Source organism: Edaphosphingomonas laterariae (assembly GCF_900188165.1).
GTDB lineage: Bacteria > Pseudomonadota > Alphaproteobacteria > Sphingomonadales > Sphingomonadaceae > Sphingomonas_E > Sphingomonas_E laterariae.
The window spans coordinates 75,003-100,961 of record NZ_FZOS01000003.1 but is presented as its reverse complement, the minus strand read 5'-3'; the positions used below and the strand labels follow the sequence as shown (position 1 = coordinate 100,961).

At 62.8% G+C, this 25,959-nt stretch carries 29 protein-coding genes; 16 read left to right on the top strand and 13 right to left on the bottom strand.

Annotation, left to right across the window (positions count from 1 at the left end):
* Window positions 1-42: 42 nt before the first annotated feature.
* Entirely contained in the window at window positions 43-1,644 is a 1,602-nt protein-coding gene (locus CHB74_RS04350) for a site-specific integrase (protein WP_089218397.1), read from the top strand.
* Window positions 1,645-1,840: 196 nt separating this feature from the next.
* Entirely contained in the window at window positions 1,841-2,440 is a 600-nt protein-coding gene (locus CHB74_RS04345; RefSeq protein ID WP_144033721.1) for a hypothetical protein, read from the top strand.
* 228 nt (window positions 2,441-2,668) lie between these two features.
* On the opposite strand, the gene CHB74_RS04340 is transcribed toward CHB74_RS04345, so the two are convergent.
* The gene (locus CHB74_RS04340; protein ID WP_089218395.1) at window positions 2,669-2,914 is read right to left on the bottom strand and encodes a helix-turn-helix domain-containing protein; all 246 of its coding nucleotides are present in this window, start codon (window positions 2,912-2,914) and stop codon (window positions 2,669-2,671) included.
* Between the two features lie 113 nt (window positions 2,915-3,027).
* Here CHB74_RS04340 and CHB74_RS04335 point away from each other — a divergent pair, with 113 nt between their 5' ends.
* Entirely contained in the window at window positions 3,028-3,429 is a 402-nt protein-coding gene (locus CHB74_RS04335; protein ID WP_089218394.1) for a hypothetical protein, read from the top strand.
* 42 nt (window positions 3,430-3,471) lie between these two features.
* On the opposite strand, the gene CHB74_RS21555 is transcribed toward CHB74_RS04335, so the two are convergent.
* From CHB74_RS21555 to CHB74_RS04315, 3 genes are all read right to left on the bottom strand, one after another.
* On the bottom strand, window positions 3,472-4,080 hold the full coding sequence (locus CHB74_RS21555) for a hypothetical protein (protein ID WP_144033720.1): 609 nt from the start codon (window positions 4,078-4,080) through the stop codon (window positions 3,472-3,474).
* A 37-nt stretch (window positions 4,081-4,117) separates the two neighbouring features.
* Entirely contained in the window at window positions 4,118-4,783 is a 666-nt protein-coding gene (locus CHB74_RS22220; RefSeq protein ID WP_218821383.1) for a hypothetical protein, read from the bottom strand.
* Between the two features lie 798 nt (window positions 4,784-5,581).
* The gene (locus tag CHB74_RS04315) at window positions 5,582-6,166 is read right to left on the bottom strand and encodes a recombinase family protein (RefSeq protein WP_089218390.1); all 585 of its coding nucleotides are present in this window, start codon (window positions 6,164-6,166) and stop codon (window positions 5,582-5,584) included.
* 275 nt (window positions 6,167-6,441) lie between these two features.
* Here CHB74_RS04315 and CHB74_RS04310 point away from each other — a divergent pair, with 275 nt between their 5' ends.
* The 4 genes from CHB74_RS04310 (at window position 6,442) to CHB74_RS04300 (ending at window position 10,174) form a co-directional block, all read left to right on the top strand.
* Window positions 6,442-7,596, top strand: coding sequence for a helix-turn-helix domain-containing protein (locus tag CHB74_RS04310; RefSeq protein ID WP_144033719.1), 1,155 nt, complete (start codon window positions 6,442-6,444; stop codon window positions 7,594-7,596).
* Window positions 7,568-8,056, top strand: a complete 489-nt coding sequence (locus CHB74_RS22760; protein WP_089218388.1) for a DUF4411 family protein — start codon at window positions 7,568-7,570, stop codon at window positions 8,054-8,056. The genes CHB74_RS04310 and CHB74_RS22760 overlap by 29 nt, the downstream gene beginning before the upstream one ends.
* 128 nt (window positions 8,057-8,184) lie before the next feature.
* Window positions 8,185-8,994 (top strand): hypothetical protein, encoded by an 810-nt coding sequence (locus CHB74_RS21550; RefSeq protein WP_144033717.1) that lies wholly within the window; start codon window positions 8,185-8,187, stop codon window positions 8,992-8,994.
* A 121-nt stretch (window positions 8,995-9,115) separates the two neighbouring features.
* Window positions 9,116-10,174 (top strand): hypothetical protein, encoded by a 1,059-nt coding sequence (locus tag CHB74_RS04300; protein WP_144033716.1) that lies wholly within the window; start codon window positions 9,116-9,118, stop codon window positions 10,172-10,174.
* A gap of 257 nt (window positions 10,175-10,431) precedes the next feature.
* On the opposite strand, the gene CHB74_RS04295 is transcribed toward CHB74_RS04300, so the two are convergent.
* Genes CHB74_RS04295 through CHB74_RS04270 form a run of 6 tightly spaced genes read right to left on the bottom strand, consistent with a single transcriptional unit; the run spans window position 10,432 to window position 15,523 of the window.
* Entirely contained in the window at window positions 10,432-11,460 is a 1,029-nt protein-coding gene (locus CHB74_RS04295; RefSeq protein ID WP_089218386.1) for an amidohydrolase family protein, read from the bottom strand.
* A gap of 9 nt (window positions 11,461-11,469) precedes the next feature.
* Complete coding sequence (locus CHB74_RS04290; protein ID WP_089218385.1) at window positions 11,470-11,991, bottom strand: 3-hydroxyanthranilate 3,4-dioxygenase; 522 nt, start codon at window positions 11,989-11,991, stop codon at window positions 11,470-11,472.
* A 1-nt stretch (window position 11,992) separates the two neighbouring features.
* Window positions 11,993-12,433, bottom strand: a complete 441-nt coding sequence (locus CHB74_RS04285) for a RidA family protein (protein ID WP_089218384.1) — start codon at window positions 12,431-12,433, stop codon at window positions 11,993-11,995.
* A complete protein-coding gene (locus CHB74_RS04280) occupies window positions 12,430-13,239 on the bottom strand; it encodes a 2-keto-4-pentenoate hydratase (protein ID WP_089218383.1) in 810 nt (269 codons plus the stop codon). Before CHB74_RS04280 ends, CHB74_RS04285 begins: the two co-directional genes overlap by 4 nt.
* Window positions 13,236-14,036: a 2-keto-4-pentenoate hydratase gene (locus CHB74_RS04275; RefSeq protein WP_089218382.1), complete on the bottom strand. Its 801-nt coding sequence runs from the start codon at window positions 14,034-14,036 to the stop codon at window positions 13,236-13,238. Before CHB74_RS04275 ends, CHB74_RS04280 begins: the two co-directional genes overlap by 4 nt.
* Window positions 14,037-14,044: 8 nt before the next feature.
* The gene (locus CHB74_RS04270) at window positions 14,045-15,523 is read right to left on the bottom strand and encodes a 2-hydroxymuconic semialdehyde dehydrogenase (RefSeq protein ID WP_089218381.1); all 1,479 of its coding nucleotides are present in this window, start codon (window positions 15,521-15,523) and stop codon (window positions 14,045-14,047) included.
* A 176-nt stretch (window positions 15,524-15,699) separates the two neighbouring features.
* Between CHB74_RS04270 and CHB74_RS04265 the strand changes: the two genes are divergently transcribed.
* On the top strand, window positions 15,700-16,599 hold the full coding sequence (locus CHB74_RS04265) for a LysR substrate-binding domain-containing protein (protein WP_245842611.1): 900 nt from the start codon (window positions 15,700-15,702) through the stop codon (window positions 16,597-16,599).
* Between the two features lie 79 nt (window positions 16,600-16,678).
* Here the strand turns inward: CHB74_RS04265 and kynU are convergent, their stop codons facing one another.
* The 3 genes from kynU to CHB74_RS04250 are packed head-to-tail and all read right to left on the bottom strand — an operon-like array spanning window position 16,679 to window position 19,214.
* A complete protein-coding gene (gene kynU, locus CHB74_RS04260; RefSeq protein ID WP_089218379.1) occupies window positions 16,679-17,941 on the bottom strand; it encodes a kynureninase in 1,263 nt (420 codons plus the stop codon).
* 7 nt (window positions 17,942-17,948) lie between these two features.
* Window positions 17,949-18,389 carry a VOC family protein gene (locus tag CHB74_RS04255; protein ID WP_089218378.1) on the bottom strand — a complete coding sequence of 147 codons (441 nt, stop codon included), beginning with the start codon at window positions 18,387-18,389 and terminating at the stop codon, window positions 17,949-17,951.
* Between the two features lie 18 nt (window positions 18,390-18,407).
* The gene (locus CHB74_RS04250; RefSeq protein WP_089218377.1) at window positions 18,408-19,214 is read right to left on the bottom strand and encodes an aspartate dehydrogenase; all 807 of its coding nucleotides are present in this window, start codon (window positions 19,212-19,214) and stop codon (window positions 18,408-18,410) included.
* Window positions 19,215-19,430: 216 nt separating this feature from the next.
* Between CHB74_RS04250 and CHB74_RS04245 the strand changes: the two genes are divergently transcribed.
* The 8 genes from CHB74_RS04245 to CHB74_RS04210 all read left to right on the top strand — a co-directional run bounded on the left by CHB74_RS04245 (window position 19,431) and on the right by CHB74_RS04210 (window position 25,949).
* A complete protein-coding gene (locus tag CHB74_RS04245; protein WP_245842609.1) occupies window positions 19,431-20,252 on the top strand; it encodes a sulfite exporter TauE/SafE family protein in 822 nt (273 codons plus the stop codon).
* Between the two features lie 13 nt (window positions 20,253-20,265).
* Window positions 20,266-20,937: a fumarylacetoacetate hydrolase family protein gene (locus CHB74_RS04240; protein ID WP_089218376.1), complete on the top strand. Its 672-nt coding sequence runs from the start codon at window positions 20,266-20,268 to the stop codon at window positions 20,935-20,937.
* A gap of 191 nt (window positions 20,938-21,128) precedes the next feature.
* The gene (locus CHB74_RS04235) at window positions 21,129-22,058 is read left to right on the top strand and encodes a fumarylacetoacetate hydrolase family protein (protein ID WP_089218375.1); all 930 of its coding nucleotides are present in this window, start codon (window positions 21,129-21,131) and stop codon (window positions 22,056-22,058) included.
* The gene (locus CHB74_RS04230; RefSeq protein WP_089218374.1) at window positions 22,055-23,032 is read left to right on the top strand and encodes an ABC transporter substrate-binding protein; all 978 of its coding nucleotides are present in this window, start codon (window positions 22,055-22,057) and stop codon (window positions 23,030-23,032) included. The genes CHB74_RS04235 and CHB74_RS04230 overlap by 4 nt, the downstream gene beginning before the upstream one ends.
* Window positions 23,029-23,589 (top strand): VOC family protein, encoded by a 561-nt coding sequence (locus tag CHB74_RS04225; RefSeq protein ID WP_245842608.1) that lies wholly within the window; start codon window positions 23,029-23,031, stop codon window positions 23,587-23,589. Before CHB74_RS04230 ends, CHB74_RS04225 begins: the two co-directional genes overlap by 4 nt.
* A gap of 2 nt (window positions 23,590-23,591) precedes the next feature.
* Entirely contained in the window at window positions 23,592-24,350 is a 759-nt protein-coding gene (locus tag CHB74_RS04220; protein WP_089218372.1) for an ABC transporter permease, read from the top strand.
* Entirely contained in the window at window positions 24,335-25,108 is a 774-nt protein-coding gene (locus CHB74_RS04215) for an ABC transporter ATP-binding protein (RefSeq protein WP_089218371.1), read from the top strand. The genes CHB74_RS04220 and CHB74_RS04215 overlap by 16 nt, the downstream gene beginning before the upstream one ends.
* 19 nt (window positions 25,109-25,127) lie before the next feature.
* Window positions 25,128-25,949, top strand: coding sequence for an alpha/beta fold hydrolase (locus CHB74_RS04210; RefSeq protein WP_089218370.1), 822 nt, complete (start codon window positions 25,128-25,130; stop codon window positions 25,947-25,949).
* The last annotated feature ends 10 nt before the right edge of the window (window positions 25,950-25,959 follow it).

Here is a 25,959-nt window from a genome sequence, read left to right as displayed (position 1 = left end):
ACTTTTGACGGGTGGCTGTTACATTTGTAACAGGATCAACGCATGTGCACCTACCTCGACCAAGTCGGCTCGACCTACTACTTTCGCCGGGTAGTCCCGCTAGAGCTAAGGCCCTTTCTTTTGACCGCCTCGGGTAAACCTCGGGCCGAGTTCAAGCTGTCGCTGGGCACCAAGAACCGCGATGAGGCCAAGCGCCTGATCCCACGCCATACCATCGAAACTGATCGACTATTCGCGCAAGCCCGGGATGAATTGGTGGCGGCGGTTCAGTCTGCTGCTGAGCCCCCTGCGACGGCCGCCGTGCGCAGTGCTGATCCCAAAGAGGAGGCTCTTCAACTCGCACAGTGGGAAAATGGCCTGCTGATCGAGGAGGCACGACAGGAGGAAGAGGACCGCTACACGCGCCGCAAGCCCAGCAGAGATGCGCTGAGGCACCGTCTCCGGCTGCCATACCAGGAACTCACGGACGCCGAGAAAGACATGCGCGAGATACTCAGGCAGGAGCGTGAGGAGCTTGAGATTGAGCGGTTCAGGTCCGTTGCGGAGCGATGGCAGCGCGCCGAGAGGCCCGCGTCGGCTCCAAGTGTGCCGCAGCAAGAACCCCCTCCGTTCAAGGGAACAGCCTTCGACCCCGACATAATCGACAAGTGGGCCGCCGAACGGAAGATTGAGGCCAAGGGCATTGATGCTCATCGCGCCGTGGCCCGTTGGTTCCATGAGCGGGTTGGCGATATGTCGATAGAGCAGATCACCAAGAAGGATGTCATTGCCTTCAAGGATAAGCTCATTGCCGACGGCACATCAGCCGCAAACACCAACACGAAACTCCAACGCCTACGGGCGCTGTTGAATTTCGCCGTGGCAAACGATGTGATCCAGACCAATCCCGCCCACGGCATTAGTGTCGCCATCAATGACAAGCAGAAGGCGCAGCGGACGCCCTTCCCGCTCGATGCCCTGCGCAGCATCTTTGACGGCCCCATCTATGCCGAGGATACTCGCCCGTTCAGGGGCCGGGGCGAAGCGGCATACTGGCTCCCATTGATGGCACTCTATACCGGCGCCCGGATGGAGGAACTTGGGCAGCTACGGCCCGAGGATGTGTTTGAAAAAAGCTACCTCGACGATGAGAGCAACGCCCATTCAGCTTGGTTCATCCGCATCACTGAGGACGAGGACGCTGGGCTTAAGCTGAAGAACGCTGCTAGCCAGCGCGCAGTGCCGGTTCACCCCGATCTTGAGGCTAACGGCTTCGTCAGATTTGCGCAGCAGGCTAAGGCCAAGGGGCAAGCCCGGCTGTTCCCTGACCTCAAGCCCAACAAGTATGGCAAGGTAACTGCCAAGTGGGGCGAGTGGTTTAGCGGCCACATGCGGGATGAAATCGGCATCACCGACAAGCGCCTAGTGTTCCATTCGTTCCGCTACACGTTCAAGCACTACGCCGCGCATGTTGAAATGGTCGAGGGCATCCAGCGTGAGATAATGGGGCACACCTCGGGCGACGTGGCGGATAAGTACCGTGGTGGGTACTCCGAGCATCAGCTTGTTGAAGGAATGCGAAAGTACCGCGTCCCGGGCTTCACGCCCCCCGCGCCGCCGCCCGCGTTCCGCTCTGAAAATGGGAATGCCGCGCAGAACTCCTAGGAGACTCGCCAAGGGCCGCTAATGTTGCCGGGGTGTTAGGGGCCAAAACTCCCCTCTCCCTACTCAGCGGCCCGGAAAATCGCGCTCACAGCGGAAATGGATTCACCGCGCCCGACCAATGTCTTATGAGGCGGTGGGGCCGCCAGCTAGCGCGCACATCGGAGGGATTGTGGGAGAGCAGGATACTTCAGCGGGCATGTGGGAAGCTGCCAAGGCCGAATTTGAGAAATCACCCATTGCAACCACTATGGGAATTGTGGGCGGCATAGCAGGCATATTGAGTATCATCATCGCGCTAGTTGGGCCAACTCAGCCTATACCCACCCTAGCCCTTGAACCAAGCGCGGCCTCCCCAGCATGGAGCAGCTACTTACTGGTTATCGGTGCGTTCCTGTCATTGACGATAGCAGGCGCAACAGCATCCCGCTTCGTGATCAAGTATTCTGACGTAGCCGCGTTCTTCACGTCGCTTGTGCTGGCGTGTCTTACTTCCATCCTCTCCGCCATCGTTGCAAACGCTTACCAAGTCAGGTTTTTCCGTTCAGGACAATCTGTGAACGTGGACACCACGGTGGACGTCATCTTTTGGGGCACCCTATTCATCTTTCTCGCAATAACTGCCGAAGATACTTTCAAAAGCTTTGCCACCCTCGCCGTGCGAAAGGACGACGGCAAAAATCGGATGCCTGAGAGTGACGTAATCGGAAGCCTTGCGCTGCTACTCTTAGTGGCTTTGATATGGGCCGCCTTGCTTCGGGAGGGGCAGCGGCTGATTCTGGGAACATTCCTTCACTAGGCGGCCCTATTCACGGCGGTTAAACGCCGATCCTTTCTGCGGCCTCGTATTCCCCCACGGCGTCGCGTTTGATCCGCAGCAGCTTGCCGCCAAGTCGCCATTTGGAAGCGACTGACCTTGATGAGGTCATACACGAACTATCGCTCACGCACCTGAGCGCTCACGCACCTGAGCCCCCAAGTCCCGCTATCCGTCAGTTCCGTGTTTGCGGGTCGCAGACTGCAGCGATCACATTCCTGCGGCTGATAAGATTTCAGAGGGCCTCTCACCGAGCGCCGCCGCCACGCGCATGACGTTGAGTATGGTGACGTTGCGCTCGCCGCGCTCAACCTTCCCCATATGGGAACGATCGATCCCCGCTGCGTCAGCCAAAGCCTCTTGGGAAATTCCCACAGCCTTCCGACGAGCGCGGATAGCCGCTCCCAGCGCCTTTAGCTGGCCGTCGTCATCCTGTTTGCCCGAGACCCGTGCCACCAGTCCACAGGTCGCGCCTAAGGGCTTTTACTGCCACGGCATTTACGACCCATAATCGACAGTGCTAGTGCTCTTCGAAGCGTTGCTGTTCACAGCACACCGAAGGGGGAACCATGAAAACCGCTGCCGTCTTTATGCTCGCCGTGACGGCAAATTCCGCCGCGCACGCGGCCGCCCCGCTACCGGACGAACGGAAGTGGGCAGCCTGCGTAATGCAGCAAACCGTGAACTTAGCGGGCGCGATGTTGGACGAGCCTGCCGAGACCGTTGTTTCGGTGGCATTCTCTAGATGCATCTCGGAGGAAGAAGCCGCTCGCTCCGCGTTCTCGGCGGAGGCCATGCCGGACATTCTTGCAACGTTCAAGGGGTCGCAGCCCTCGGTTTTTGAGGCAGCGACGCTGCAACGCGAGATTGAAGATCGGAGGATGAACAATCTCAAGCTGGGTGCCAGAGCTCAGTTGGTCGAGATGTTAGCACAAGCGCGGGTCGAAGCCCGTCAAACCCTCGGGCGATAGCTGAAGGCTGGGGCTAGCGTACATTCCTAATTGCCCCGCCCCTTAGAACCAGCCCGCCCAGACCAGGGCATCCTTCATCTCAGGCAGCATCTCCATCAGCCGCCACACATGCTCCCCTTGGGTTTTGCTGAGGTCGTGCTCAACGTGGCCATCGGGGAACTGCACCTCCAAGCGGCCGGTGGGGAAGCGCCGCACAACCACTTGTCCGAACTGCTTTTCGATGCACTCCCCGTCGCGCTCTGCCCGCTGACGGGCAAGCAGGTCGAGATGGCTGTCCCTGCTGCGCCCGACCACCGGGGCGATGCCGGCTTTCATCCTTTCGAAATTCGCTCCGCTCCGCGCAAGATGGCAGGTATAACAAGCACGGTCCCGCGTGCGCCGCCGGAAGCCGCCGCAGGTGCCGCAGGGCTCGCCCAGGCGAATGTACGCTGCCGCACCGGCTACGAAGGCGGCGAACCGTCGAGGGTCTTTCACGCGCTTCCTGAGGGCCTCCGCAAACGCCGGATCGGCGCGGCAGATTTCTCGCTGCGCGGCGTCGAGCTTGTCGGCGCGCGGCTGCCGCTGATGGAGGGCAAAGCGGACGTCGGCCTGTGGCCCATGCGGGCGTGAAGAACCAGAAATCGGGAACTCCTTGGGAAAGATTCGCCCCATGTGCGGGGCTCGCGGGCGGAAACCTTATGGCTCCTAGTTATGGCTGCGGGGGGTGGTCGGGGTTAGGAGTCCTGATTTCGGCATCAACGCCGTATCTTTCCTTGAAGCAATCTCGCATGGCATCGTGGAGTGCCGTCTCATGCTGCTGCTTTACGATGAAGCTGTCATGGACTGGCAATGCAGCAATGCCCTGTTGGTCCAGCCGATCCAGTACGGCGATAGCAAGATCACTATCCTCACGTTGCAGCCGCACCCCCTCACCCATTCCAAACCACTGGGAAATCGGGCTCAAGTGCTGGGTTAACCGCTGGACATAAGCCGGGAACTCAATGGTCGTGGGCAGCACATGCCTATGCTTCCGGTCCGGCCGCGCCAGTGTGGCCGGGCGACCAGCCACAGGCTCCCTGTTCAGCAATCGGTTGAACGTGGCCTTCCCGAGATCGCGCAGTCCAGCAGCCTCTAGCCCGGGAACTTCATAGGGATCGCCCACGAGAGGCTGTTTTACCCGGGCATAGAGCATGGCCACATGCTGCCCCACGAAATCGAGTTCGGTAGTGGGCTCGCCGTCCATCGTTATCAGCCGCCGCTCTGCTTTAGGTACATTGATCCACCAGCCGCCGTAGAGCCGGCCGCCCCGGTCGTAGTTGCGCGCAAACACGCGGAATAAGGAGACCGCCGACAGGTCGCCCTCCCCGGGTTCCATGCTCTCGGTAGCCGCCTCGTCCGCCCATCGGCCGGCTATTGCCTCCCAAGCAGAGTCGCAGAGTTCGCAATGTACGGTAGCGAGGCGATCGTTCACCCGCCGAACTACCGCTTCGCTAGCGGCAACGTCGGGGGGTGGAGACCCCAGCCCTGCCTCGGGTCGACTTACCCTGATGAGTTGGTCGCCAGAGGGGCGTACCGCCGTCCGGGTTACCCCGTGATCCGCAAACATCACACGCAACGCGGCAGTTGAACGCAGGCGGCTTAGGCTTGAGTGCGCCGCAAATGATATGTGATGGTTCCGAAAGTAGCCCATCTGCCCCGTAATTAGGCCATGCTCAGATAGCCTGTCGCGTAGCAGCCTCATCGGCGTTAAGCCTAACCCCGTGCCGGAATACGCCGATGTGCCAAAGGGAATCGCTACGAAGCGATTGCTGTCAACGCGATTGAAGGTGGCCGCTGCGAGGTTAGCCAGCAAGGCACTTGCCGTAGCCCTGCGGATGGCGGCCGCACTCCCCTTAAGAGCCCTTTTTCGTCCGGCGGTATCGTCGATGAGCTTGAGGACCGCCTCAAGCAACGCCTTGCCAGCGTCGCCTTTCAGGCGGCGGCCGATGTCGAACGGTATCGAAGCCCGGAAATCTTTTGCGGTGTGGGCACCGGAAGCACCGAAGGCGGGCTCGTCACGCTCAGACACTAGGGGTGGACTCGATTAACAGCGGAGACGCCGAGTAGGCTTGTGTAGGCGGGCGTCGCAAGGGCGTTTCCGTGGCGTAGAGTGCGCTGACATGACGAGAGATTCTCATTCGGCGGCGGCCCGCTTTTCGACCCGCTGGATAGCGGCCCGAGAAACGCCGTAGGAAGCCGCCAGAGCACCAAGTGAGGTTCCGGCCCGCCTTGCCCGCAAAACCTCGTCGTGCTGCTCAGCGGTCAGCGCTGCAGGCCTCCCGAGCTTCTTCCCTTCCGCTTTGGCCCGGCTCAGTCCGGCCTGGGTCCGCTCAATCAACAAATCCCGCTCAAACTCTGCGACGGCGCTGATGACGGTCATCGTCATCTTGCCCGCCGGGCTGGTCAGGTCCACTCCTCCCAACTGGAGACAATGCACCCGGACACCTGCTCTGGCGAGCATCTCAACCGTGGCACGAACATCCATGGCATTCCGCCCCAGCCGGTCCAGCTTGGTGACGATCAACACGTCACCGGCCTCCATGCGGTCCACGAGGCGTACAAAGCCCCGTCGCTCCATTGCCGCGACAGAACCGGAGACAGTTTCTGTCACGATGCGCTGCGGCTCAACAGCGAAGCCTGCTTCCCTGACTTCGGCCACCTGATTGTCGGTCGTCTGATCTGCGGTGCTCACCCGGCAGTAAGCGAACGTCCTAGCCACGATGCCTCCCTGTATCGAATAGGTGCATCGCTTATGTTGCTGTATCGGAATGCAGGTCAAGCTATTTTTTGATACAGGTGGAGAAGCTGTATCGGAACTGGTCGATTTCGTGCGACTAGTAGCTAGACGATTGGGCGGGGGGGGGGTGCAATGATCCTTGTATGATCAGGAGCATCCTCGAGAAAATAATGCAATAACAGGTCGTGAAGTGCGACTGGTACATAGGCCTAACCATGTGTTAGGACCGTGCAACAAGGGGTGGTGGGCACTACGGCGTGACAGAAATTTCTGTTCGTAAAGAGATGCTGACATGGGCGCGGGAGTACCGCGGCCTAAGCATTGAAGATGCAGCAGAGCGCTTGTTAATCGAAGTTGAAACCCTTGCGGCGTTGGAGGCGGGCGTCACAAAGCTCAATCTCACGCAGTTCCGGCGGTACTCTGAAAAGCTTCGAATTCCGCTTGCGACGTTGCTAAGGCAGACCCCTCCGCCGTTACCTCCGACACCTCTCGATTTCCGGACGTTCTCGGGCGCGCGTCCATCGTTAGGGTTCGATGTTCGTTTGGCGATAAGTTACGCCTACACGGTTGAGCAAAACATCCTCGAATTAGTGGATGCACATGCCGCTCCTCGGCGTGGAGAGCTCCCGGTGGTAGGCTTGGGAGCCGATCCTGACCGTGCGGGAGAGCGCGAGCGGCAACGGCTGGGTGTTAGCGCTGAAGCTCAGTTGTCGTGGCAGTGGGGTGACGCCTTCCGCAACTGGCGGACCATCCTTGAGGGTGCAGGGGTCTACGTCCTCCAGCAAAAGTTTGATCTGGAGGATTGTAGAGGCTTCACTGTGTTCCGGAATCCGGATGCGCCAATAATTATGTTGAACAAGGCCGAGCAATATGACTCCGCCAAGATCTACTCTCTCTTGCATGAATATGCCCACCTGCTGCTAAGGCAGCCGGGGCTGTCGGACTTGGGTGAGAAGCATCCCGTTGAGGCATTTTGCAACCGGTTTGCGGCTGGGTTCCTTATGCCACGCTCACTTCTCAAGGAGGTTTTGCCCTACTGGCCCGATTCACCCGTCGACTGGGATCGCGATCTAATCGCCCATTATGCTCGACGCATTAAGGTAAGCCAGCAGGCGTTGGCGCTCCGGCTTGAGCAACTCGGTCTCGCGCCAGCTGGCTTTTTTGCTCGCCTTGTGGGTCAGCAGAAGGTCAGCGATTCCCGGTCGTCTCCTGGAGGTAATTACGTATCCACACAGGTCTCGGAAGTAGGGTACCGGTTCACCACAGCTGTTTTGAATGCCGCCGACGCAGACCGTATAACTACAGCGGAGGCGGCTGAGATGCTGTCCTTAGCTCCCAAGCACTTTGGGATGTTGAAGGATAGGCTGGACCGTCAACTTGCAGATGTGGGGTTCGGTGCCGTACATTATTGATACGGACGCCCTCGTGCACATTTCCGACCGGCCTAACGGGGCGGCGGTCTATTCGACATTGCTTGATATGGTCGAGCGTGCGGAGCTTTTCACTGTAGAACAGGTGTTTGACGAATTGAGGCGGTGGCCAGACGTGCAGAGTCTGTTCCAACCTCTAAAGAAGGTCATGTGTGTTGAGCAGTATATTCCAGAAGTTATCGGACACGTAGGATTTATATCAGAGAGCTTCGACTTTCTATTCGACCTTAGTGGCAGCAAGAATCCTGATCCTGCTGACCCGTGGCTCATAGGCTGTGCCAAGCATTACGGTTATACCTTAGTGACGGACGAGCGTAGAACTAGCACCAAGAAGATACCTTTCGTCTGTCGACAGCAAGGAGTAAATGTCCGTTGCATGTCAGGCTCCGAACTGGTTTGGGCATGTCATGGGAATGGACCGCAGTTCGGTAAATCGGCTTAAGCCGAGTGGCATCAGTCATCATTGCGCATTAGTGCTTGGCGATTAGGTGGCGTGTGATGCGCGTCCCAAAGTAAAATGCTTGATAGTGGTGATGAGGGGTTTGCTGGGAGCATGGAAGGGGTGTATTGTTGGTGATCCTTGATATATTAACCATTGACCGATGGATTGCGCTAGCTTCCAGTATAGGTACACTTGTTGCTGCCGGTCTTGCGGTATTCAGCATTCGCGAGCTAAGACTTCAGCGTGCTCAGCAATTTCAGCCTAGAATCTCTCTCACTGGTGCTGGATATGAGATTGGAGTTCGGCCTGATCAACTCCTCAGTCATAGCGAGCGCGAGGATCTTAATCTTCCGGTTGTCAATGTTGGTCATGGGATCGCAACAGACCTCACTGTTGAGTGGGTCGTTGATGTCGAAGACTGGGTCGCACAGATCAATACGCTGAGTGCAAAGCGAGGGGCGGGTATCGGGTTGGAGCAGGACGACTTCGGCCTCAAGGTGCTGTACAATGGCAGAGTGTCCTCGATAATGCGAGGTCCCGAGTATCAGGTGTTCCGCTGCCCATTCCTGGTGCCTGTCACTAGTGATAGTATGCCAGTGAGGTCGCCGCTGCCTGTTGCAGTCATTGCGCTCTTAAGTGCCTACTATTACTGCTATTTCCACAAGGCCGAAGGGGTATCAGGTAAACGCAATGACCCGGTCCCACTGTTTAGGTTCACTGTAAACATAGGTTACAAAGACACGCTTGATCGATCCTATGTCAGGAGAAGCTTTGTCGACATTACGATGTCATCGGCTGCATTGAACAAAGATGGGTCCATAGGGTTGAGATTGCAGGTAGAGCCGGTAAGTAACGAGCCGGCGGAGGGCTACTCACCTATCGTTAGCATTCTTCTTGGTGTCTTGAAAAATAGCATCGCGAGGGGTGTACCTATCTAGCTTCGTCCATTCATTTGACACTCGCTACTGACGCGCATGGCCAAGAGATTGCGCATATCGCGCTTTGCCTTCTCGCGTAAGCCCGGCAAAAATAGGTCACGACCAAATGAGGGCAATATACATGGGCGGCGCGGAAAGCTTGGACCGGACAATAGAGTTAGAGGCAGTCTATTACGCCGCACCAATGCCTCGCCGCCTAAGCAGTCTCGTTGCGCTCGGATTCATTTTCGACCGCATCCATTTTCCCGGCGTGTATTTGCCGCAAGGGGATTACGACCGTGAGGCATGGCGGCATGAGATTGCACGGATTGCCGGACTCAATCTAAGAGATCATGACTCACAAGTCTTGCTGTCAATGATGCGGTTCAGCGAAACGGCGGAAAAACTCGCAGGGTTCCTCTGCTATGATAAGAGCCGCGACGACCCGCTTGAAGCCTACGATGTTAACAAGGAGCTAGTCAGTAAAATCCAAGAAGCGATATGGGGACCACCTAGCCCCAATTTTATTCCCCTTGTCCAGTCATGGCATCATAAGAGCGTACAGGGCAGTGAAGAGCACCTGACTTACCGTGGTGAGTATCACTATCATGCAGGGGCTCTACGAGCGGCAGGCGAGGCTGGTTTACCCCTCATTAGCGATGTGCCGGGTTTGCCCATACCGGGTCTAGAAAGCAGTCCTACGAAGGATGCTAAAACCTTGTCTGCGCTCATCGCCATGGAAGCGATGAAGGTCGTGTTACCCACCATACCGCTCCTTCGCCCCGAAGACCTCATGGAGTTTAGAGAAGAGAACCGCGCCCATCTGCGAGGGTTTCGCCGAGCGATGCTTCGTTACGCAGGGGCATGGCGCAGCCAACTCGCCAACGCTACGCCCGAAGAGATAGCTCAGGAGACCAAATTCCTGGTAGAAACCGAGATCGTCCCGGCTCTCGACGAACTTAGGCAACTTGCTAGCGACCCTGCGCGGCCGTGGCATAAGCGCGCATTGGATGGTGTGCGCATCATACCTTCCGTAGCTGGAACCTGCATGTCGATGGGTCCCGGGGCGGCCCTTACGCAACTGCTCACGGCGCTTGCCCCACAGTTTTTCACGGAGGTCGAAGCGAAGGGTGACAAGCAGCGTCAGCTTCGCCGCAGTGACCTTTATTATCTCTTACAGGTTCAGAGAGCCGGGGAATAACGCTTGCCGCGACAACGGAACTGTTACATTGGGGTGTTCCAACGGCAACAGTCACCTCTTGAGAAGTGGCGGATTTCTGCGGATTTTGCGGGGTTCCGGGAGTTTCCCCTCAGCTCCACCAAACCCGAACTTCACTAAATCGCTGGATCGAAACGGATTTGCCCCACCGGGGCGAAGACCGTTTTTGCGCGCACGCATCAAGGGCGGCAGCCGCCCCGGCCACCGCCCGCCCCCGTTGATGCTTGTTTCTTGCGCGTTCAGGCCGGCAGTCGCCGGCCGGTCGCCTCGTCATCCAGATTGAGGAAGTGCGCCGCGTTCAGCCCCATCAGCTTGGCGCGAAGCTGCGGGCTCAGCGATGCATCGTCGCGGATCATCTGGCCCACCACCTGCTCGCCCAGCGGAAAGGGATAGTCCGAACCCAGCACCACGCGGTCGTCGCCCATGACGTTGATCAGCATGGCCAGCGCATCTTCGCTGAACACCGCCGAATCCACGAAGAAGCGGTCGGTGTAGGTGGATGGCAGTTTCGGGCAGTCGACCCGCACAATATCGCGGTTGCGCCAGGCATTGTCGACGCGGCCGAGCAGGAAGGCAAAGCTGCCGCCGCCATGGGCGAAGCAGATGCGCAGGCTTTCCGGCAGCCGCTCGAACGCGCCCGACAGGATCAACGACAGGATCGAAAGCTGCGTCTCCGCCGGCATGCCCACCAGCCAGGACAGCATATATTTGGGCATGCGGTGCTGCGCCATCATGTCCCACGGGTGGACGAGCACGGCGGCGCCGACATCCGCGCAATGGTGCAGGAAGGTGATGATGCCGGCATCGTCGAGATTGCGATCGGCCACATGATTGCCGATCTGCACGCCGATATGCCCCTCGCCCATCGCGCGGTCCAATTCGGCGCAAGCCGCGTCGATATCCTGCAACGGAACCTGGCACAGCGATTTCAGCCGGGTGGGGTTGTGCGCGCAGATTTCGCGCGCGGCGCTGTTGAACAGCCGGGCCACCTCGCTCGCCTGCTCCACCGGCCGGCCATAAGCGAACAGCAGCGGCGTGGCGGACATCACCTGCACATCCACGCCGTGCGCGTCCATCGCCTCGATCCGGCGTGCGCCGTCCCAGCAATCGTTCAGCACCGGGCGGAACTCGCGCTCGCCCAGCATCAGCATGGCGCGCCCGCCGCCCAGCTGCTTCATCCAGGGCCAATCGGGCGTGCCGAAGCGCGCTTCCAGGTCGGGCCATTGTTCGGGCAGGAAATGGCTGTGTATGTCGACTGCGAAGGTCATGCGCTTCCCTTATGCCTTGCCCGGGTGGACGACGCCGCAATTGCGACACGTTCGCAGTTCCTCGCTCGCATAGAAGCGGTCGAACAGCGGCGGCAGATCCTTGACAATGCTTTTCAATTGCACGTCGACACGGTGGACGATCTCCCCGCACCCGCCACAATACCATTGGAAATGATCGAGGATGCCGGCCGGCCGCTGCCGTTCGATGACAAGGCCGATGCTGCCCGGCACCGGGCGCTGGGGCGAATGCGGCACGTTCGGCGGCAGCAGGAAGATATCGCCCTCGCGCACCGGCAAATCCTGCGGGCCCTCATCCCCCCACAGGCGCAGCACCATGTCGCCCTTCAACTGGTAGAAAAACTCCTCGAACGGATCGACATGATAATCGGTGCGCGCATTGGGGCCGCCGACGATCGTCACGATGAAATCGCTGTTCTGCCAGATCTGCGCATTGCCCACCGGTGGCTTCAGCAGATCGCGATGCTCGTCGATCCACGCCTGGAAGTTGAAGGGCGGGCCATAGGTCAGCATGTCAATTTGCCTTGCCGTCTTGCCCGGGCGCCAGCGGCGCAAAGGCGGTTGCCCTGATTTCGATCAGGAGATGGGGGTGGGGAAGCTGGTGCACCGCCACGGTGGTCCGCGTCGGCCCGTTCGTGCCGAAATATTCGGCATAGGTTTCGTTGAAGCCCTTGAAGTCGTTCATGTTGACCAGAAATACGCCGAGGTCGACGATATCGCCCAGCCCGGCCCCGGCGTCGGCCAAAATGTCGGCAATGTTGTCGATCACGCTGCGGGTCTGCGCGCGAATGTCGAGCGTCGTCGCGCCGAAAGCGTCGGCCTCAGCCCCTGCGATGCTGTTGTCGGGCCGGCGCGCGCTGGTACCCGATACGAAGATGAAATCGCCCGCGCGCCGATAGTGCGGGAATGCGCCGCGCGGCACGGCCTTTCCGGGGATCACGCGACCGCCGCTCATGCCCCTTCCCCCACGCCATCGCCCCCCGCGTCACCTAGCGCCACGCGCAGGTCGACCCGGCCCAGCCGCTCGGCCTCCAGCCGCACATGCATGCCCGGCCGCAAAGCCTCCGCCGGCGTCGCTGCGCCGCACAGGATGATCCACCCCGGCTCCAGCGCAAGCCCGGCATCGGCCGCCAGCCGTGCCGCCTCGATCAGCGATCGGGTCGGATCGCCCAGGATCGCCCCGGTCGAACCGCATTGCGCCGCACGCCCATCGAGGCTGAGCACCATGCCCAGATTGGAAAGGTCGCCACCCGGCGCCTGCCAATTGCCGACCACGAAACCCGATGACGAGCTATTGTCGGCCACCACATCATTCAGCGCGAAGCGGAAGTCCCTGTAGCGACTGTCGATGATCTCCAAGGCCGGCGCCACCGCGCCGATCGCCGCCATCGCCTCGCCCGCGTCAACACGCCCCGCCAGCCGCGTCTTCAGCCGGAACGCGACCTCCGGCTCGACGCGCGGATGCACGAAACGGCCGATATCGATCACGCCGTCGTCGGCAATCGCCATCGCATCGGTCAATTGCCCCCAGATCAGGTCGGAAACACCCATCTGCGCCATCTTCGCCCGGCTGGTGAAGCCCATCTTGATGCCGACGACGCGTTCTCCCCGCGCCACCCGCCGCGCGATCAGCCGTCGCTGCACCGCATAAGCGTCCGCCAGCGAGAAATCAGGGAACTCCGCGCTGATCTGGCCGGTCGCGCGCGCGCTTTGCGCCGCATTGTCCAGCCGGTCGGCAATCTGGTCCAGATCCGCACTCATGCCGCCCTCCGCCTTGCACCGAAACGAAAACCGACGCTGCCAAGGCCGTTGATCCGTGCCTGGACGGCATCGCCCGCCTTCACGCTCATCATCGGCCCCAGCGCCCCGGTCAGGATGATATCGCCGGCGCAGAGCGATCGGCCAACGCCCGCCATCACATCGGCCAGCCACCGCGCGGCGTTCAGCGGTCCGCCAAGGCAGGCGCGTCCCGCGCCGCTCGAAAGCGGCTGGCCATTCACCTCCAGCACCATGCCGCACAGGCCGGGATCGAAATCGCTCAGCCGCCGTGGCGAGGCACCGAGCACGAACCCACCCGAAGATGCATTGTCGGCAATCGTATCGACAATCCCGATCTTCCAGTCGGCGATCCGGCTGCCGACGATCTCGATGCAGGGCAGCGCATAGGCCGTCGCCGCGATGATATCGGCGATCGTGTTGCGCCGGTGCGGCAAATCGCGATCGAGAACGAGCGCGATTTCCGCCTCGACGCGCGGTTGCAGCACCGCGTCGATCGGCACCTCGCCGGCTTCGTCCCACGCCATGTCGGCGAACAGCATTCCGTAATCGGGCTGCGCGACGCCCAGTTGCGCCTGCACCGACGCCGATGTCAGGCCGATCTTGCGGCCAACCAGGCGGCGGCCATCGGCCAGCGCGGCGCGCGTGTTCGCCTCCTGCACCTCATAAGCGGCGGCGATATCGCCTGCCGGCAGCAGCGATGCGATCGGCGCGCAGGGCTGGCCGCTGGCTTCGGCCTGCCGCAGCCGCTCCGCCGCCTGCTCGATCGCCGCAGATGCCATCGCCCCGCTCACAGCTTGATGCAGATGTTCATGGGTTCGGAATAAAAGGCCAGCGAATGCTCGCCCCCCTCGCGGCCGATGCCCGACAGTTTGGTCCCGCCGAACGGCGTGCGCAGATCGCGCAGAAACCATTCGTTCACCCAGACGATCCCGACATCCATCTGCCGCGCAACGCGATGGGCGCGCTTCACGTCGCTGGTCCAAAGCGCCGCGGCAAGGCCGTAGCGCGTGTCATTGGCGCGCGCGATCACCTCCTCCTCGCTGTCGAACGGGGCGATGTGGCAGACCGGGCCGAAAATCTCCTCACGCACGCAGCGCGCATCGTCGGCAAGGCCGGTCAGGATCGTCGGCTCGACGAAGCTGCCGCCCGCCAGATCGCCAACCAGATCGGGCACCCCGCCCCCGGTGACGATCGTCGCCCCTTCCTCCACGGCGAGGCGGTAATAGCCCAGCACCTTTTCGCGATGCGCGGCCGAAATCAGCGGCCCCATATCGGCGCCCGCATAAGGATCGCCCAGCTTCAGCGCGCGGGCGCGGGTTGCCAGTTCGGCGACGAAGCGATCGAAGATCGGCCGCGCGACATAGACGCGCTCGGAACACAGGCACACCTGCCCGCAATTCGAAAAGACCGAACGCATCGTGCCGGCGATCGCCGCCTCGAAATCGGCATCCTCGAAGATGATCGCCGCATTCTTGCCGCCCAGCTCGAACGAGATCGGTTTCACCCCCTCGGCCGCCGCGCGCATGATCGCGGTGCCCGTGGCGGATTCACCGGTGAAGGTAATCGCGTCGACATCGGCGTGGCTCACCAGCCACTCACCAGCAGAGCCCGCGCCAAAGCCATGGATCAGGTTGAATACGCCTTCGGGCACGCCCACCTCGTGCATCACCTCGGCCAGCAGGGTCGCGGTGGACGGGGTTTCTTCCGATGGTTTGGCGACGATCGTGTTGCCGCAGGACAAAGCCGGCGCCACCTTCCATGTCAGCAGCAGCAGCGGCAGGTTCCAGGGCGATACCACCGCCACGACCCCAAGCGGCTTGGCGATGCTGTAGTTGATCGCGCCCAGCCCGTCCGGCGTATCGCTTTCGAAACATTGGGTGGAACGCGCCTGCGCCAGCGCGGCGAACGCACGGAAGTTGGCCGCGCCGCGCGGAATATCCACCCGTGTCGCCTGCAGCAGCGACTTGCCGGTATCGGCAATCTCGGCCGCCACGAAATCGTCGAACCGCGCCTCGATCGCGTCGGCGATCCTGCCCAGCAGGGCCACCCGATCGGCCAACGCCATCCGGCCCCATGGCCCAGTCAACGCGCGGCGGGCAGCTGCCACCGCCGCATCCACCAGCGCCCGGTCGGCCGCCGCCACCCCGGCAATCTTCCGTCCCGTCACCGGGTCGATCAGCGGGAAGGTATCGCCCGCCGCCACGAACGCCCCATCGACATAATTGGGCAGCGTTCGATCGGCGAAGGGATAGGGCGTGTGCGGCATCGAAGGGGCATTCCCGGTTGTTCGTTGCCCCGAAACTATGGATTGCGCCTATAATGCGAAAATAATATTTTCAGGCCTTCATATAACCCAAAGATGATAGGTGGGGCGTGGCGACAGGGGACCGGGCATCGCAGGTTGTGGAAAATCGCCTGCTCGCGCGATTGAAGCTCAGGCAGTTGAAATTGCTGATAACCGTGGGCGAACAGCGCAATATCCTGCGCGCCGCCACGCTGCTTAACGTCGCCCAGCCGGCCGCCACCAAGATGATCCGCGATCTCGAAGCGACGCTCGGCATGCAATTGTTCGAACGCTCGTCACGCGGGGTGACGCCCACGCTATATGGCGAGGTCATCATCCGCCATGCCAAGCTGATCCTGGCGCAGGTGCGCCACGCGAGCGAGGAGTTGCTGTCACTGCGCGAAGGCACCACCGGCAAGATCGCGGTGGGCACATTGCTCGCTGCATCGCCCAGCCTGCTGCCGCGCAGCATCGTCGCCCTGAAGCGCGAACGGCCCGGCATCACCGTTTCCGTGGTCGAAGGCACGAACGACAAATTGATGCCCATGCTACGCGTCGGCGATCTCGATCTCGTCGTCGGCCGCCTGCCCGAATATCGCGAACGCGAAGGGTTGGTGCAGGAAGTGCTCTATGACGAACCCGTCTCGATCGTCGTGCGCAAGGGCCATCCGCTGACCGATCTGCCCGTGGTGAAGCTCGCCGATCTGCAGGCGCAGGAATGGATCATGCCGCCGCCCGAAACATCACTGCGCCGTCAGCTCGAACAAAGCTTCCGCAAGGCCCGGCTGGAATTGCCGACGCGCGCGGTGGAATCGGTGTCGATCCTCGCCAACTTCACCATCCTCAAGGAAACCGACATGGTCGCCGCGCTGCCCTATCAGGTGGTGGATTCGCAGCCCGATCTCGTCCGCCTGCCGGTCAACTTCGACATCGGCTATGGCGCCATCGGCGTTACCTTGCGGCAGGGCCAGGATCGATCACCGGCGACCAACTATTTCCTCGCCGTGCTCAAGCGCGTGGCCGAGGAAAGCGTGGCGGGCCACACTGGCGGCAATTAACGTCCCCAACGAAAATGGGCCGGAACCGGCGAACATCCGCCAGATCCGGCCCCAAAACTGCGCCGCGAACGGGGTTCGATCAGGTCACCGCATCCACCGCCGCGAACTGCGGGTCGCGCCACAACCCTGTTTCGATCACGTCGGCCAGCACGTCCACCGCATCCCAGATGTCGGCGAAACGCAGGTAGAGCGGCGAAAAGCCGAAGCGCATCGTCGTCGGCGCACGGAAATCGCCGATCACGCCCCGGCTGATCAGCGCCTTCATGATCGGATAGCCTTGCGGGTGATCGAAGGCGATATGCCCACCGCGCGCATCCGCGTCCGCCGGGCTCGCCAGCGCGAAGCCGGCATCGCCCAGCCGGGCCTGCACCAGATCCTGAAACAGGCTGCCCAGCGCCAGCGATTTCGCCCGCGCCCGCGCTATGCCGGCGCTGGCGGCCAGGTCGATCCCCGCTTCGGCGGCCACCATGCTCAGGATCGGCTGGGTGCCCGTCAGCATCCGGCCGATGCCCGGCGCCGCCGCATAATCGCGATCGAAGGCGAAGGGCGCGGCATGGCCCCACCATCCCGTCAGCGGCTGCGCCATCGTCGCCTGATGGCGAGTGGCGGCGAACTGGAAGCCGGGGCTGCCCGGCCCGCCATTCAGATATTTGTAGGTGCAGCCGACCGCGAAATCGACATTGCAGCCATTCAGGTCGATCGGGATCGCCCCGGCGCTGTGGCACAGATCCCAGACGGCAAGCGCGCCCGCCGCCTGCGCCTGCGCGGTGATGCCCGCCATGTCGAGGATATGGCTGCTCTTATAATGGACCTGCGTCAGCACCACCGCCGCTACGTCCGCGTCGATCGCGCCCGCGATCTCGTCCTTTTCGGCAAAGCGGATCTCATGGCCGCGCCCCAAAGTGCCGATCAGTCCCTGCACCACATAATTGTCGGTCGGGAAGTTCGATCCTTCCATCACGATCACGCGACGGTCCGGCCGCAGCGCCAGCGCCGCCGCGACCATGCGGTAGAGGTTGAGGCTGACCCCGTCGGTCATCACCACCTCGCCCGGCGCGGCACCGATCAGCCCGGCGATGCGATCGCCGATCTGGTAGGGTAGCTGGAACCAGCCCGCCTTGTTCCAACTGGTGACGAGGCCCCGGCTCCATTCCTCGCGCGCGCTCTGCTCCAGCCTGTCGAGCGCCGCCTGCGGGCTCGGCCCCAGCGAATTGCCATTGAGGTAGATCACGCCTTCGGGCAGCGCGAAGGCGCCGACGAAATCCGCCAGCGGATCGGCGGCATCCAGCGCCAGCGCGGCTTCGCGCGATAGCGTCGCGGGCAGGTGAACGGCCGTCGCCATGCCGCGCTCAGGCCGGCCTGGGCTTGAAGGTGGCGGTGCCCACCCAGCCGCGTTCGGATACGTCCATCATCACGCCTTCCGGTCCGTGCATCTTATATTCCGCATTGTCCTTGGCCGGGTTCATGCCCAGCCCCTGGGCTATATTGACGTCGTGGCGCGGCGCAAAGCCGGAGCTTTCGAACCGATCGACCAGTTCCTCGATATCGTCGCACTGGAAGCCGAGATGGTGGAGCCCGGTGAAATCCTCGGCGAACTCCATGCCCGCCGCCGGCCGGTTCTTGAACTTCAGGAGCGCGATGTTGATCGTCCCGTCGGTAACATAATAGCCCTGCGCATTGCGGCTATCGATCTTGCCGGCGATCGTCCAGCCAAGCACCTGGACGAAGAATTGGGATGCGTTGTCGGGATCGGCGGATGCGATCGCGACATGCTTCAGATGCACGGTCATTATGGTCCTTTCAGTGGATCAGGTGCCGACGCGCAGCGGCGCGCGGATGGCGCGCAGCGCCGCGATCATGCTGAGCGCGGTGATGCGGCCGGTGCCGGGATTTTCGTCGGTCGGGATGTTCTCGATCTCGAAGCCGAAGCGCGCGCTGTCGGCGTCGACGTCGATGCGATGGCAATTGCGCAATTTGGTCGGGTCCGCCCAGATTTCCAGTTCGGTCCGGTCGGCGCCGATGCCCGCCAGCCCCAGCGCGGCGGCGACGTTGACGTTCGAGGGAAAGGCCCGCGCCCCTTCCCGCGCGCTGCCACGAAACAGCAGCAGCGGCTCGGCCAGGCTGTCGAGGTCGATGCCGTTTTCCACGACATATTTCGCCGTGCGCAGCGAACGCGGCGGCTTGCGCGTCACCATCCGCACCGAATGGATCACCCCTTCCGCCGCCGCGCGGACGGCATCGAGGCCGAGCAGCGCGCCCGTCGCCAGAATGATCTGCCCACCCCCTGCCCGCGCCACATCGACGATTCCCGGATGCTCCAGGATCGCGGCGCCGCTGACGGTAATGAGCGTGCGCCCGGCGGCCAGCGCCGGCTCCGCAATCGACAGAAAGGCGGCGGTCGGCGCGCATTCGACGATGATGTCGCAACTGGCGGCAAGCTCGCCCGCCGATACCACGGGAACGGTCAGGTCCAGCGAACGCAACCGCGTCTCGGCCACGTCGCGGCGCCCCGCGCTGATCGCCAGCAGCTCAAGTCCCGGCAGGTCGCGCGCGATGCGCGTCGCCACCGCCGTGCCGATCGTGCCGAAGCCCGCTATGCCAACCGTCTGCGCCACGCCTGCTCCCGCCCCCAACCGATGGATCAGGGGCGAGCATAAGGCCGCCTGCTATCATCGAAATATAGAAATAGGTCTCACCACTATCGCATTCAGGAATATCCCTACCGCCCACAAGATATTCCTCAATCACATATCAGACGGCAACAATTATAGATTATTCGGCATGCCGCAGCCGCTAGCGCAAGGCCCGCAATTTCAGCGCGGGAGCAGCGGATGATCAGTTCGTCCTTGGTGATGATGGCGGTTGCGATGGCCGCGACGGGGCTGGCCGGCGGCGTGATCGCGGGCCTGCTGGGCGTGGGCGGCGGCATCGTCGTCGTGCCGATCCTCGATACGGTGCTCGGGCTATTGGGCGTCGATCCCGCGATCCGCATGCATGTCGCGGTGGCAACGTCGCTTGCCACCATCATCCCGACCTCGATCTCCTCGTCACGGGCGCACAGGGCCAAGGGCGCGGTGGATGCCGATCTCACCCGGCGCTGGGGCGCCGCCATCCTGCTGGGCGCCGTCGCCGGCACATTGATCGCCTCGCACGTGCAAAGCGTGGTGCTGTCGGCGGTATTCGCCGTCGTCGCCTTCCTTGTCGCGGCGAAGATGCTGCTGCCGCTCGATCATGTCACGCTGGCCGATGATGTGCCCGGCGGCATCGCCGCGCAGGCCATGCCGGTGGCGATCGGCGCGACATCGACGATGATGGGCATCGGTGGCGGCACGCTCAGCGTTCCGATCCTCACCTTGCTCAACTATCCCATCCACCGCGCGGTGGGCACGGCCGCCTTGTTCGGCCTGCTGATCAGCATTCCCGGCACCATCGGCTACATCATCGGCGGCTGGGGCGATCCGCGCCTGCCGATGGGCAGCCTTGGCTATGTCAACGCTATCGGCTTCCTGCTGATCGCCCCGATGACCTGGATTTCCGCCCCCTGGGGCGCGGCGCTTGCCCATCGCCTGTCGAAGCGGCAACTGGGCGTCGCATTCGGCATCTTCCTTCTGATCGTCGCTGCGCGCATGGCATGGCGCGTCGCGACAAGCTGAGAGACCTGAGACAATGACCATCACGCTGCCCGCACCGCCCGCGCTTGCCATTGCATCGGGCGGCAGCTTTCCGGTCGGCCGCATCTTCTGCGTCGGCCGCAACTATGCCGAACATGCGAAGGAAATGGGCGATGCGACGCCCGAACCGCCCTTCTTCTTCATCAAGCCGGCCAGCACGCTGCTGACCGAAGCCACCCTCGCCTATCCGCCGCGCACCGCCGATCTGCACCATGAGGTCGAACTGGTCGTCGCGATCGGCACCGGCGGCGCCGACATTCCCGCCAATCAGGCGGCATCGCACATCCATGGCTATGCCGTGGGGCTGGATATGACGCGGCGCGACCTGCAGGGCGCGGCGAAGGACAAGCGCCGCCCGTGGGATATGGGCAAGAGCTTCGATGGCGCCGCCCCCGTCGCACCGATGGTGCTCGCCCCCGATGCCGGTGCGATCAACGACGCCACCATCAGCCTCACGGTCAATGGCGAGGTGCGCCAGCAGGGCCGCATCGCCGACATGATCTGGCCGGTCGCGGCGATCATTGCGGAGCTTTCCACCTATATGGCGCTCCAGCCGGGTGACCTGATCTTCACCGGCACGCCCGCCGGCGTCGGCCCGGTCGTGCGCGGCGACCAGCTCTCCGCGCGGATCGACGGGCTGCCGCCGCTCGACATCGCGATCGCCTGAACCGCGCGCCTTCGGGCCCGTCCAACATCGCCGCTCCGGCCCGTGCCGGGGCGGCTTCTTTCTGTGTGCTCGCGCGGCCAAGCCTATAGCAAAATGACGGGTCGATATTCCAAACCGGCATTATGATCTGCCTCCGTTATAGCTTTTATTGATCTCCAGAACGACGACCGATCCCATTTCTGGAGACGAGCATGACGGCACCCTGGTATGCGCTGGCGAGCTATGCGGCGGAGGGCGCGACGCGATCGGCGCTCGTGCTCGGCGATCGCCTCCACGATCTGGAAACGCTGGCCGCTCGCACCCGGATCAGCGACGCCCTGACCGCCAGGATCGGTTCGGTCGATGCGCTCGTTCGCGATTGGGACGCGGTGAAGGGCGAACTGGCCGATCTGGCGGCATGGGCGCGCGGCGAAAGCATTGATGCCATCGCCGCGGTGCCGCTCGCCCCCTTCACCCCGCATCGCGTGTTCGGCGCGGCATCCAATTATATCGAACATGCCGAGGAGATGGCGACCAAGCTCGCCGCCAAGGCCGACAGCCAGCCCTTCATCTTCCTCAAGACGGTGGACAGCGTGATCGGCCAGGGCGACACCGTCTTCCTGCCGCCCGAAAGCCAGCGGGTCGACTGGGAAGTGGAACTGGGCGTCGTCATCGGCCGGCCCGGCCGCCGCATCGCGGTGGAGGACGCGCAGGACCACATCGCCGGCTATGTCATCGTCAACGACGTGTCCGCGCGCGATCTCACCCGGCGCAGCGACTTCCCCTTCTCGCACGACTGGTTTCGCGGCAAGAGCTTCGACAGCTTCACGCCGATCGGCCCGTGGTTCGTGCCGGCCGAATGCATCGCCGATCTCCATGCGCTGCGCCTCACCCTCAGCATCAATGGCGAGGTGATGCAGGATGGCAGCACGAGCGAGATGATCTTCGACGCCTATGAACAGATCGCCTATCTTTCGACGCTGCTGACGCTGAAGCCCGGCGACGTGATCGCCACCGGCACGCCGGCCGGCGTGGGCATGGGCCGTGGCATCTTTCTCAAGGATGGCGACGAAATGGTGGCGACGGCCGAAGGCATCGGCACGCTTTCCAACCCCGTCCGCGCCGAACGGGTGGCGGCATGATCCGCCGGCCGGCCGGCGCCGCGCTGGCGGCGATGGCGCTCATGCTCGCAGGCTGCGGCAACAGCAGCCAGTCCACGCATGAAAAGGTCACCTTCAACATGTCGTGGCTGCCGCAGGGCAGCATGGCGGGCGTGATCGCGGCGATCGACAAGGGCTATTATGCCGAAGCCGGCCTCGACGTGAACGTCGTGCGTGGCTTTGGCGGCATCCGCACCGCCAACGAGCTCGATCAGGGCATGTTCGAATTCGGCTATGGCGATCCGATCTCGGTGGTGCTCAACCGGGCCAATGGCGGCAAGACCAAGATGGTCGGCACGATCAACACGCGCTGGCCGGCCGGGCTCTGCTACGTCAAGGAACGCCACGCCATCGCGAAGCCCGCCGATCTCGCGGGGCTTACGGTGGGGGGTGGGCAAAGCTCGCCGATGCAGGCGCTGGTGCCCGCCTGGCTGACGCGCAACGGCGTCGACAAGGACAAGGTGAAGCTCCTCCAGCTCGATCCCGCGCTTGTCGTCACCTCGCTGATCGAAGGCAAGATCGACGCGGGTGAATGCTGGGAAGGCAACAGCCTGCCCTTGTTCCACAAGCGCGCGAAGGAAGCCGGCGTCACCATCGGCTGGATCCCCTATTCGGCTTTCGGGCTGGACATCTACGGCAGCGGCATCCTGACCACCGACAAGATCCTGGCGGATCGCCCGGAAACGGTCAGCAAGTTCCTTGCCGCCACCTATCGCGGCTACGCTTATGCCGCCGCCAATCCCGACGATGTGGTGGCGATGATGGTCAAGCGTTTCCCAATGCTCGATCCCGCGATCACGCGGCAGCAGATGGTGGAAACCGCCGCATTGATGAAGGACGGCGCGGGCAGCTTCGATCCCGCCCGCGTGGAAAGCTCGATCGCCTTCCTGAAACAGGCCTATCCGCTGAAGGGCGATGTCGCGGCGGGCGATGTCTTCGCCACGGCGCGGCCATGACGGGGCCCGCCATGTATCGCCCCCGCCCGGACAAGCTCGGCCATCTCGTCCTCAAGGTCCGCGACGTTCAGGCGTCGCTCGCTTTCTATCGCGATGTCGTCGGCCTCGACGTGTCGGACTGGATTGACGATCGCATGGTCTTCCTGCGCTGCGGGCAGGATCATCACGATCTCGCGCTCCTGCAGATGACGCCCGATGAAGTGGCCGGCCACCAACCAGGCCGCTCGCCGGTCGAACATTTTTCCTACCATGTCGCGGGGCTGGCGGAGATCGAGCAGATCGCGGCGATGCTTCAGGCGCGCGGCGTCGAAATCGATCGCGGCATCGGTAAGCATGGGCCCGGCGCCAACGCCTTCCTCGTGTTTCGCGATCCCGACGGCAACAATGTCGAATTCTATTGCGACATGATCCAGATCGGGCCCGATCATCCCCCGCACGAAGCCCGGGTGTGGGACGGGCGCGAGATGGAAACCTTCGATCGCTGGGCGCTCGAACATTTCCTCGTGGCCCCACCGGCCCGCATCCAGAAGCTGATCGACGACAAGGGGGGCGCCTGATCATGGCCAGGGCCGCCGCGCCGCGATCCAACCCGCTGGTCGCCGCCGCCTTTTTCCTGCTGGTCGCCCTGGCGTGGGAATTCGGCGTCCGCTGGTTCGAGGTCAAACCCTATCTCCTGCCCTCCCTGAGCGCGATCGCCACCGCCTTCTGGGACGCGCGCGGCCTGCTGCTCGAACATGGGCTGGTCACGCTGGGCGAAGTGCTGGCCGGCTTCATCGCCGCCGCCTTGCTCGGCGTGCTGCTGGCCGCCGCCATCCACGTCGTGCCGATCGCGCGCTCCACCCTCTATCCGATGGTGATCGCGCTGCAGAGCATCCCCAAGATCGGCCTCGCGCCGCTGATGGTGGTGTGGCTGGGCTATGGCTTCGGATCGAAGCTGGTGATGGCCTTCCTGTTCGCCTTCTTCCCGATCGTCATCGCCACGCTCGGCGGGCTTGCCGGGGTGCCATCCAATCTGGAGGAGCATTTTCGTGCGCTGGGCGCCAGCCGCTGGACGATGTTCCGCCGGCTGCAGGTGCCCGCCGCGATGCCGAACTTCATGGATGGCTGCAAGGTCGCCATGCCGCTCGCCGTGATCGGCGCGATCGTCGGCGAATTCGTCGGATCGAACAACGGGCTCGGCAACGTCATCCTCACCGCAACGGGATCGTCGCAGACCGCGCTCACCTTCGCGGCGCTGCTCGCGGTCACGCTGCTCTCGCTCGCCTTATTCTACGTGGTCGAGCTTCTGTCCAAATTCATCTGGTGGCGGGCAATCTGATGGGCGTTGCGATCCGCGTCGAAAATCTGACCAAATATTATGGCGGCCCCGGCGGCACCAAGGCGCTAGAGGATGTCGATATCGCGATCGACGATTGCGAATTCATCTCGATCATCGGCCCGTCGGGCTGCGGCAAGAGCACCTTGCTGCGCGTGCTTGCCGGCCTCCATGGTTTCGACACCGGTTCGGCACGGATGTTCGATGCCCCCATCGATCGCCCGCGCGACGATGTCGGCGTCGTATTCCAGACATCGAACCTGCTGCCATGGGCGACCGTCAGGAAGAACCTCACCCTCGCCGTGGAAATCCGCCACGGCCAGGCGGCGGCCGCCGCCGCGGACGTCGCCGGGATGATCGACCTCCTCAACCTCAACGGGTTCGAAGATAAATATCCCCACGAACTGTCGGGCGGGATGAAGCATCGCGTCGCCATCGGCCAGGCGCTGATGCAGAACCCGCGCGTGCTGCTGATGGACGAGCCGTTCGGCGCGCTCGATGCCCTCACCCGCGATCGGCTTAACGTCGAACTGCTGCGGCTGTGGCAGCGCGATCGCAAGACGGTGGTGCTGATCACCCACAGCATCGCCGAAGCCGTATTGCTGTCCGATCGCGTGCTCGTCCTGTCCGAACGGCCCGGCCGGCTGATCGCGAATCTCCGCATCGATCTGCCCCGCCCGCGCGATCCATCGGTCACCCGCGACCTGCCGGCCTTTGGCGATCATGTCGTCGAACTCAGCCGCATCATGGGCGTCGTCTGATATCCAAAAAGGAGGTTCCATGCCCGTCATCGGCATCGGCCAGAACGAGCTTTACTACGAAGATCAGGGCGAAGGGCCGGCCATCGTGCTGGCCCACGGCATCGGCGGCAACCATGCCAGCTGGTATCAGCAGGTTCCGGTCTTCGCCCGGTCCTACCGCGTCGTCAGCTTCGATCATCGCGGTTTCGGCCGCTCCACCGACGTGGAAAATGCCGGCCGCACCGCCTTCGCCGGCGATCTGCTGGCGCTGCTCGATCATCTCGGCATCGAACAGGCGGTGCTGGTGGGGCAATCCATGGGAGCTGGCACCTGCATCAGCTTCGCCGCCGCCCATCCCGATCGCGTCCGCGCGCTCGTCATCGCCTCGTCGCTCCACGCGATTGCCGAGGGCGAAGACGTCGCGCCGCTGATGGATGCCGCGCGCGCCGCCACCGCCGATCTGGCGCAGCTCGATCGCGTTCTCGATGCGGATTTCCGCGCCGCCAACCCCGTGCAGGCCGCTCTCTACAGCGCGATCGCCAGCTTCAACCGCGTCGATCGCAAGACGCTGGCGGGTGATTGGCCCGCGCGGATCGCGCCCGAAGCCGTGGGCAATGGCGCGCCGCTGCTGTTCCTGGCGGGATCGGCCGACATCCTCTTCCCCGTCGAAGCCGTGCGACGGACGCAGGCGCGCGTGCCCAATTCCTATCTGGTCGAGGTCGATGCCGGCCATTCGGTCTTCTTCGAACGGCCGGGTGAATTCAACGATAGCGTGCTGAGCTTTCTCGCCGCCTGCGGCATACGCGGCGTCCGGCGCAGCGCGCACAGCAACGCGGCGGGCTATACCGCACCAACCAATTGACGAACCGGGG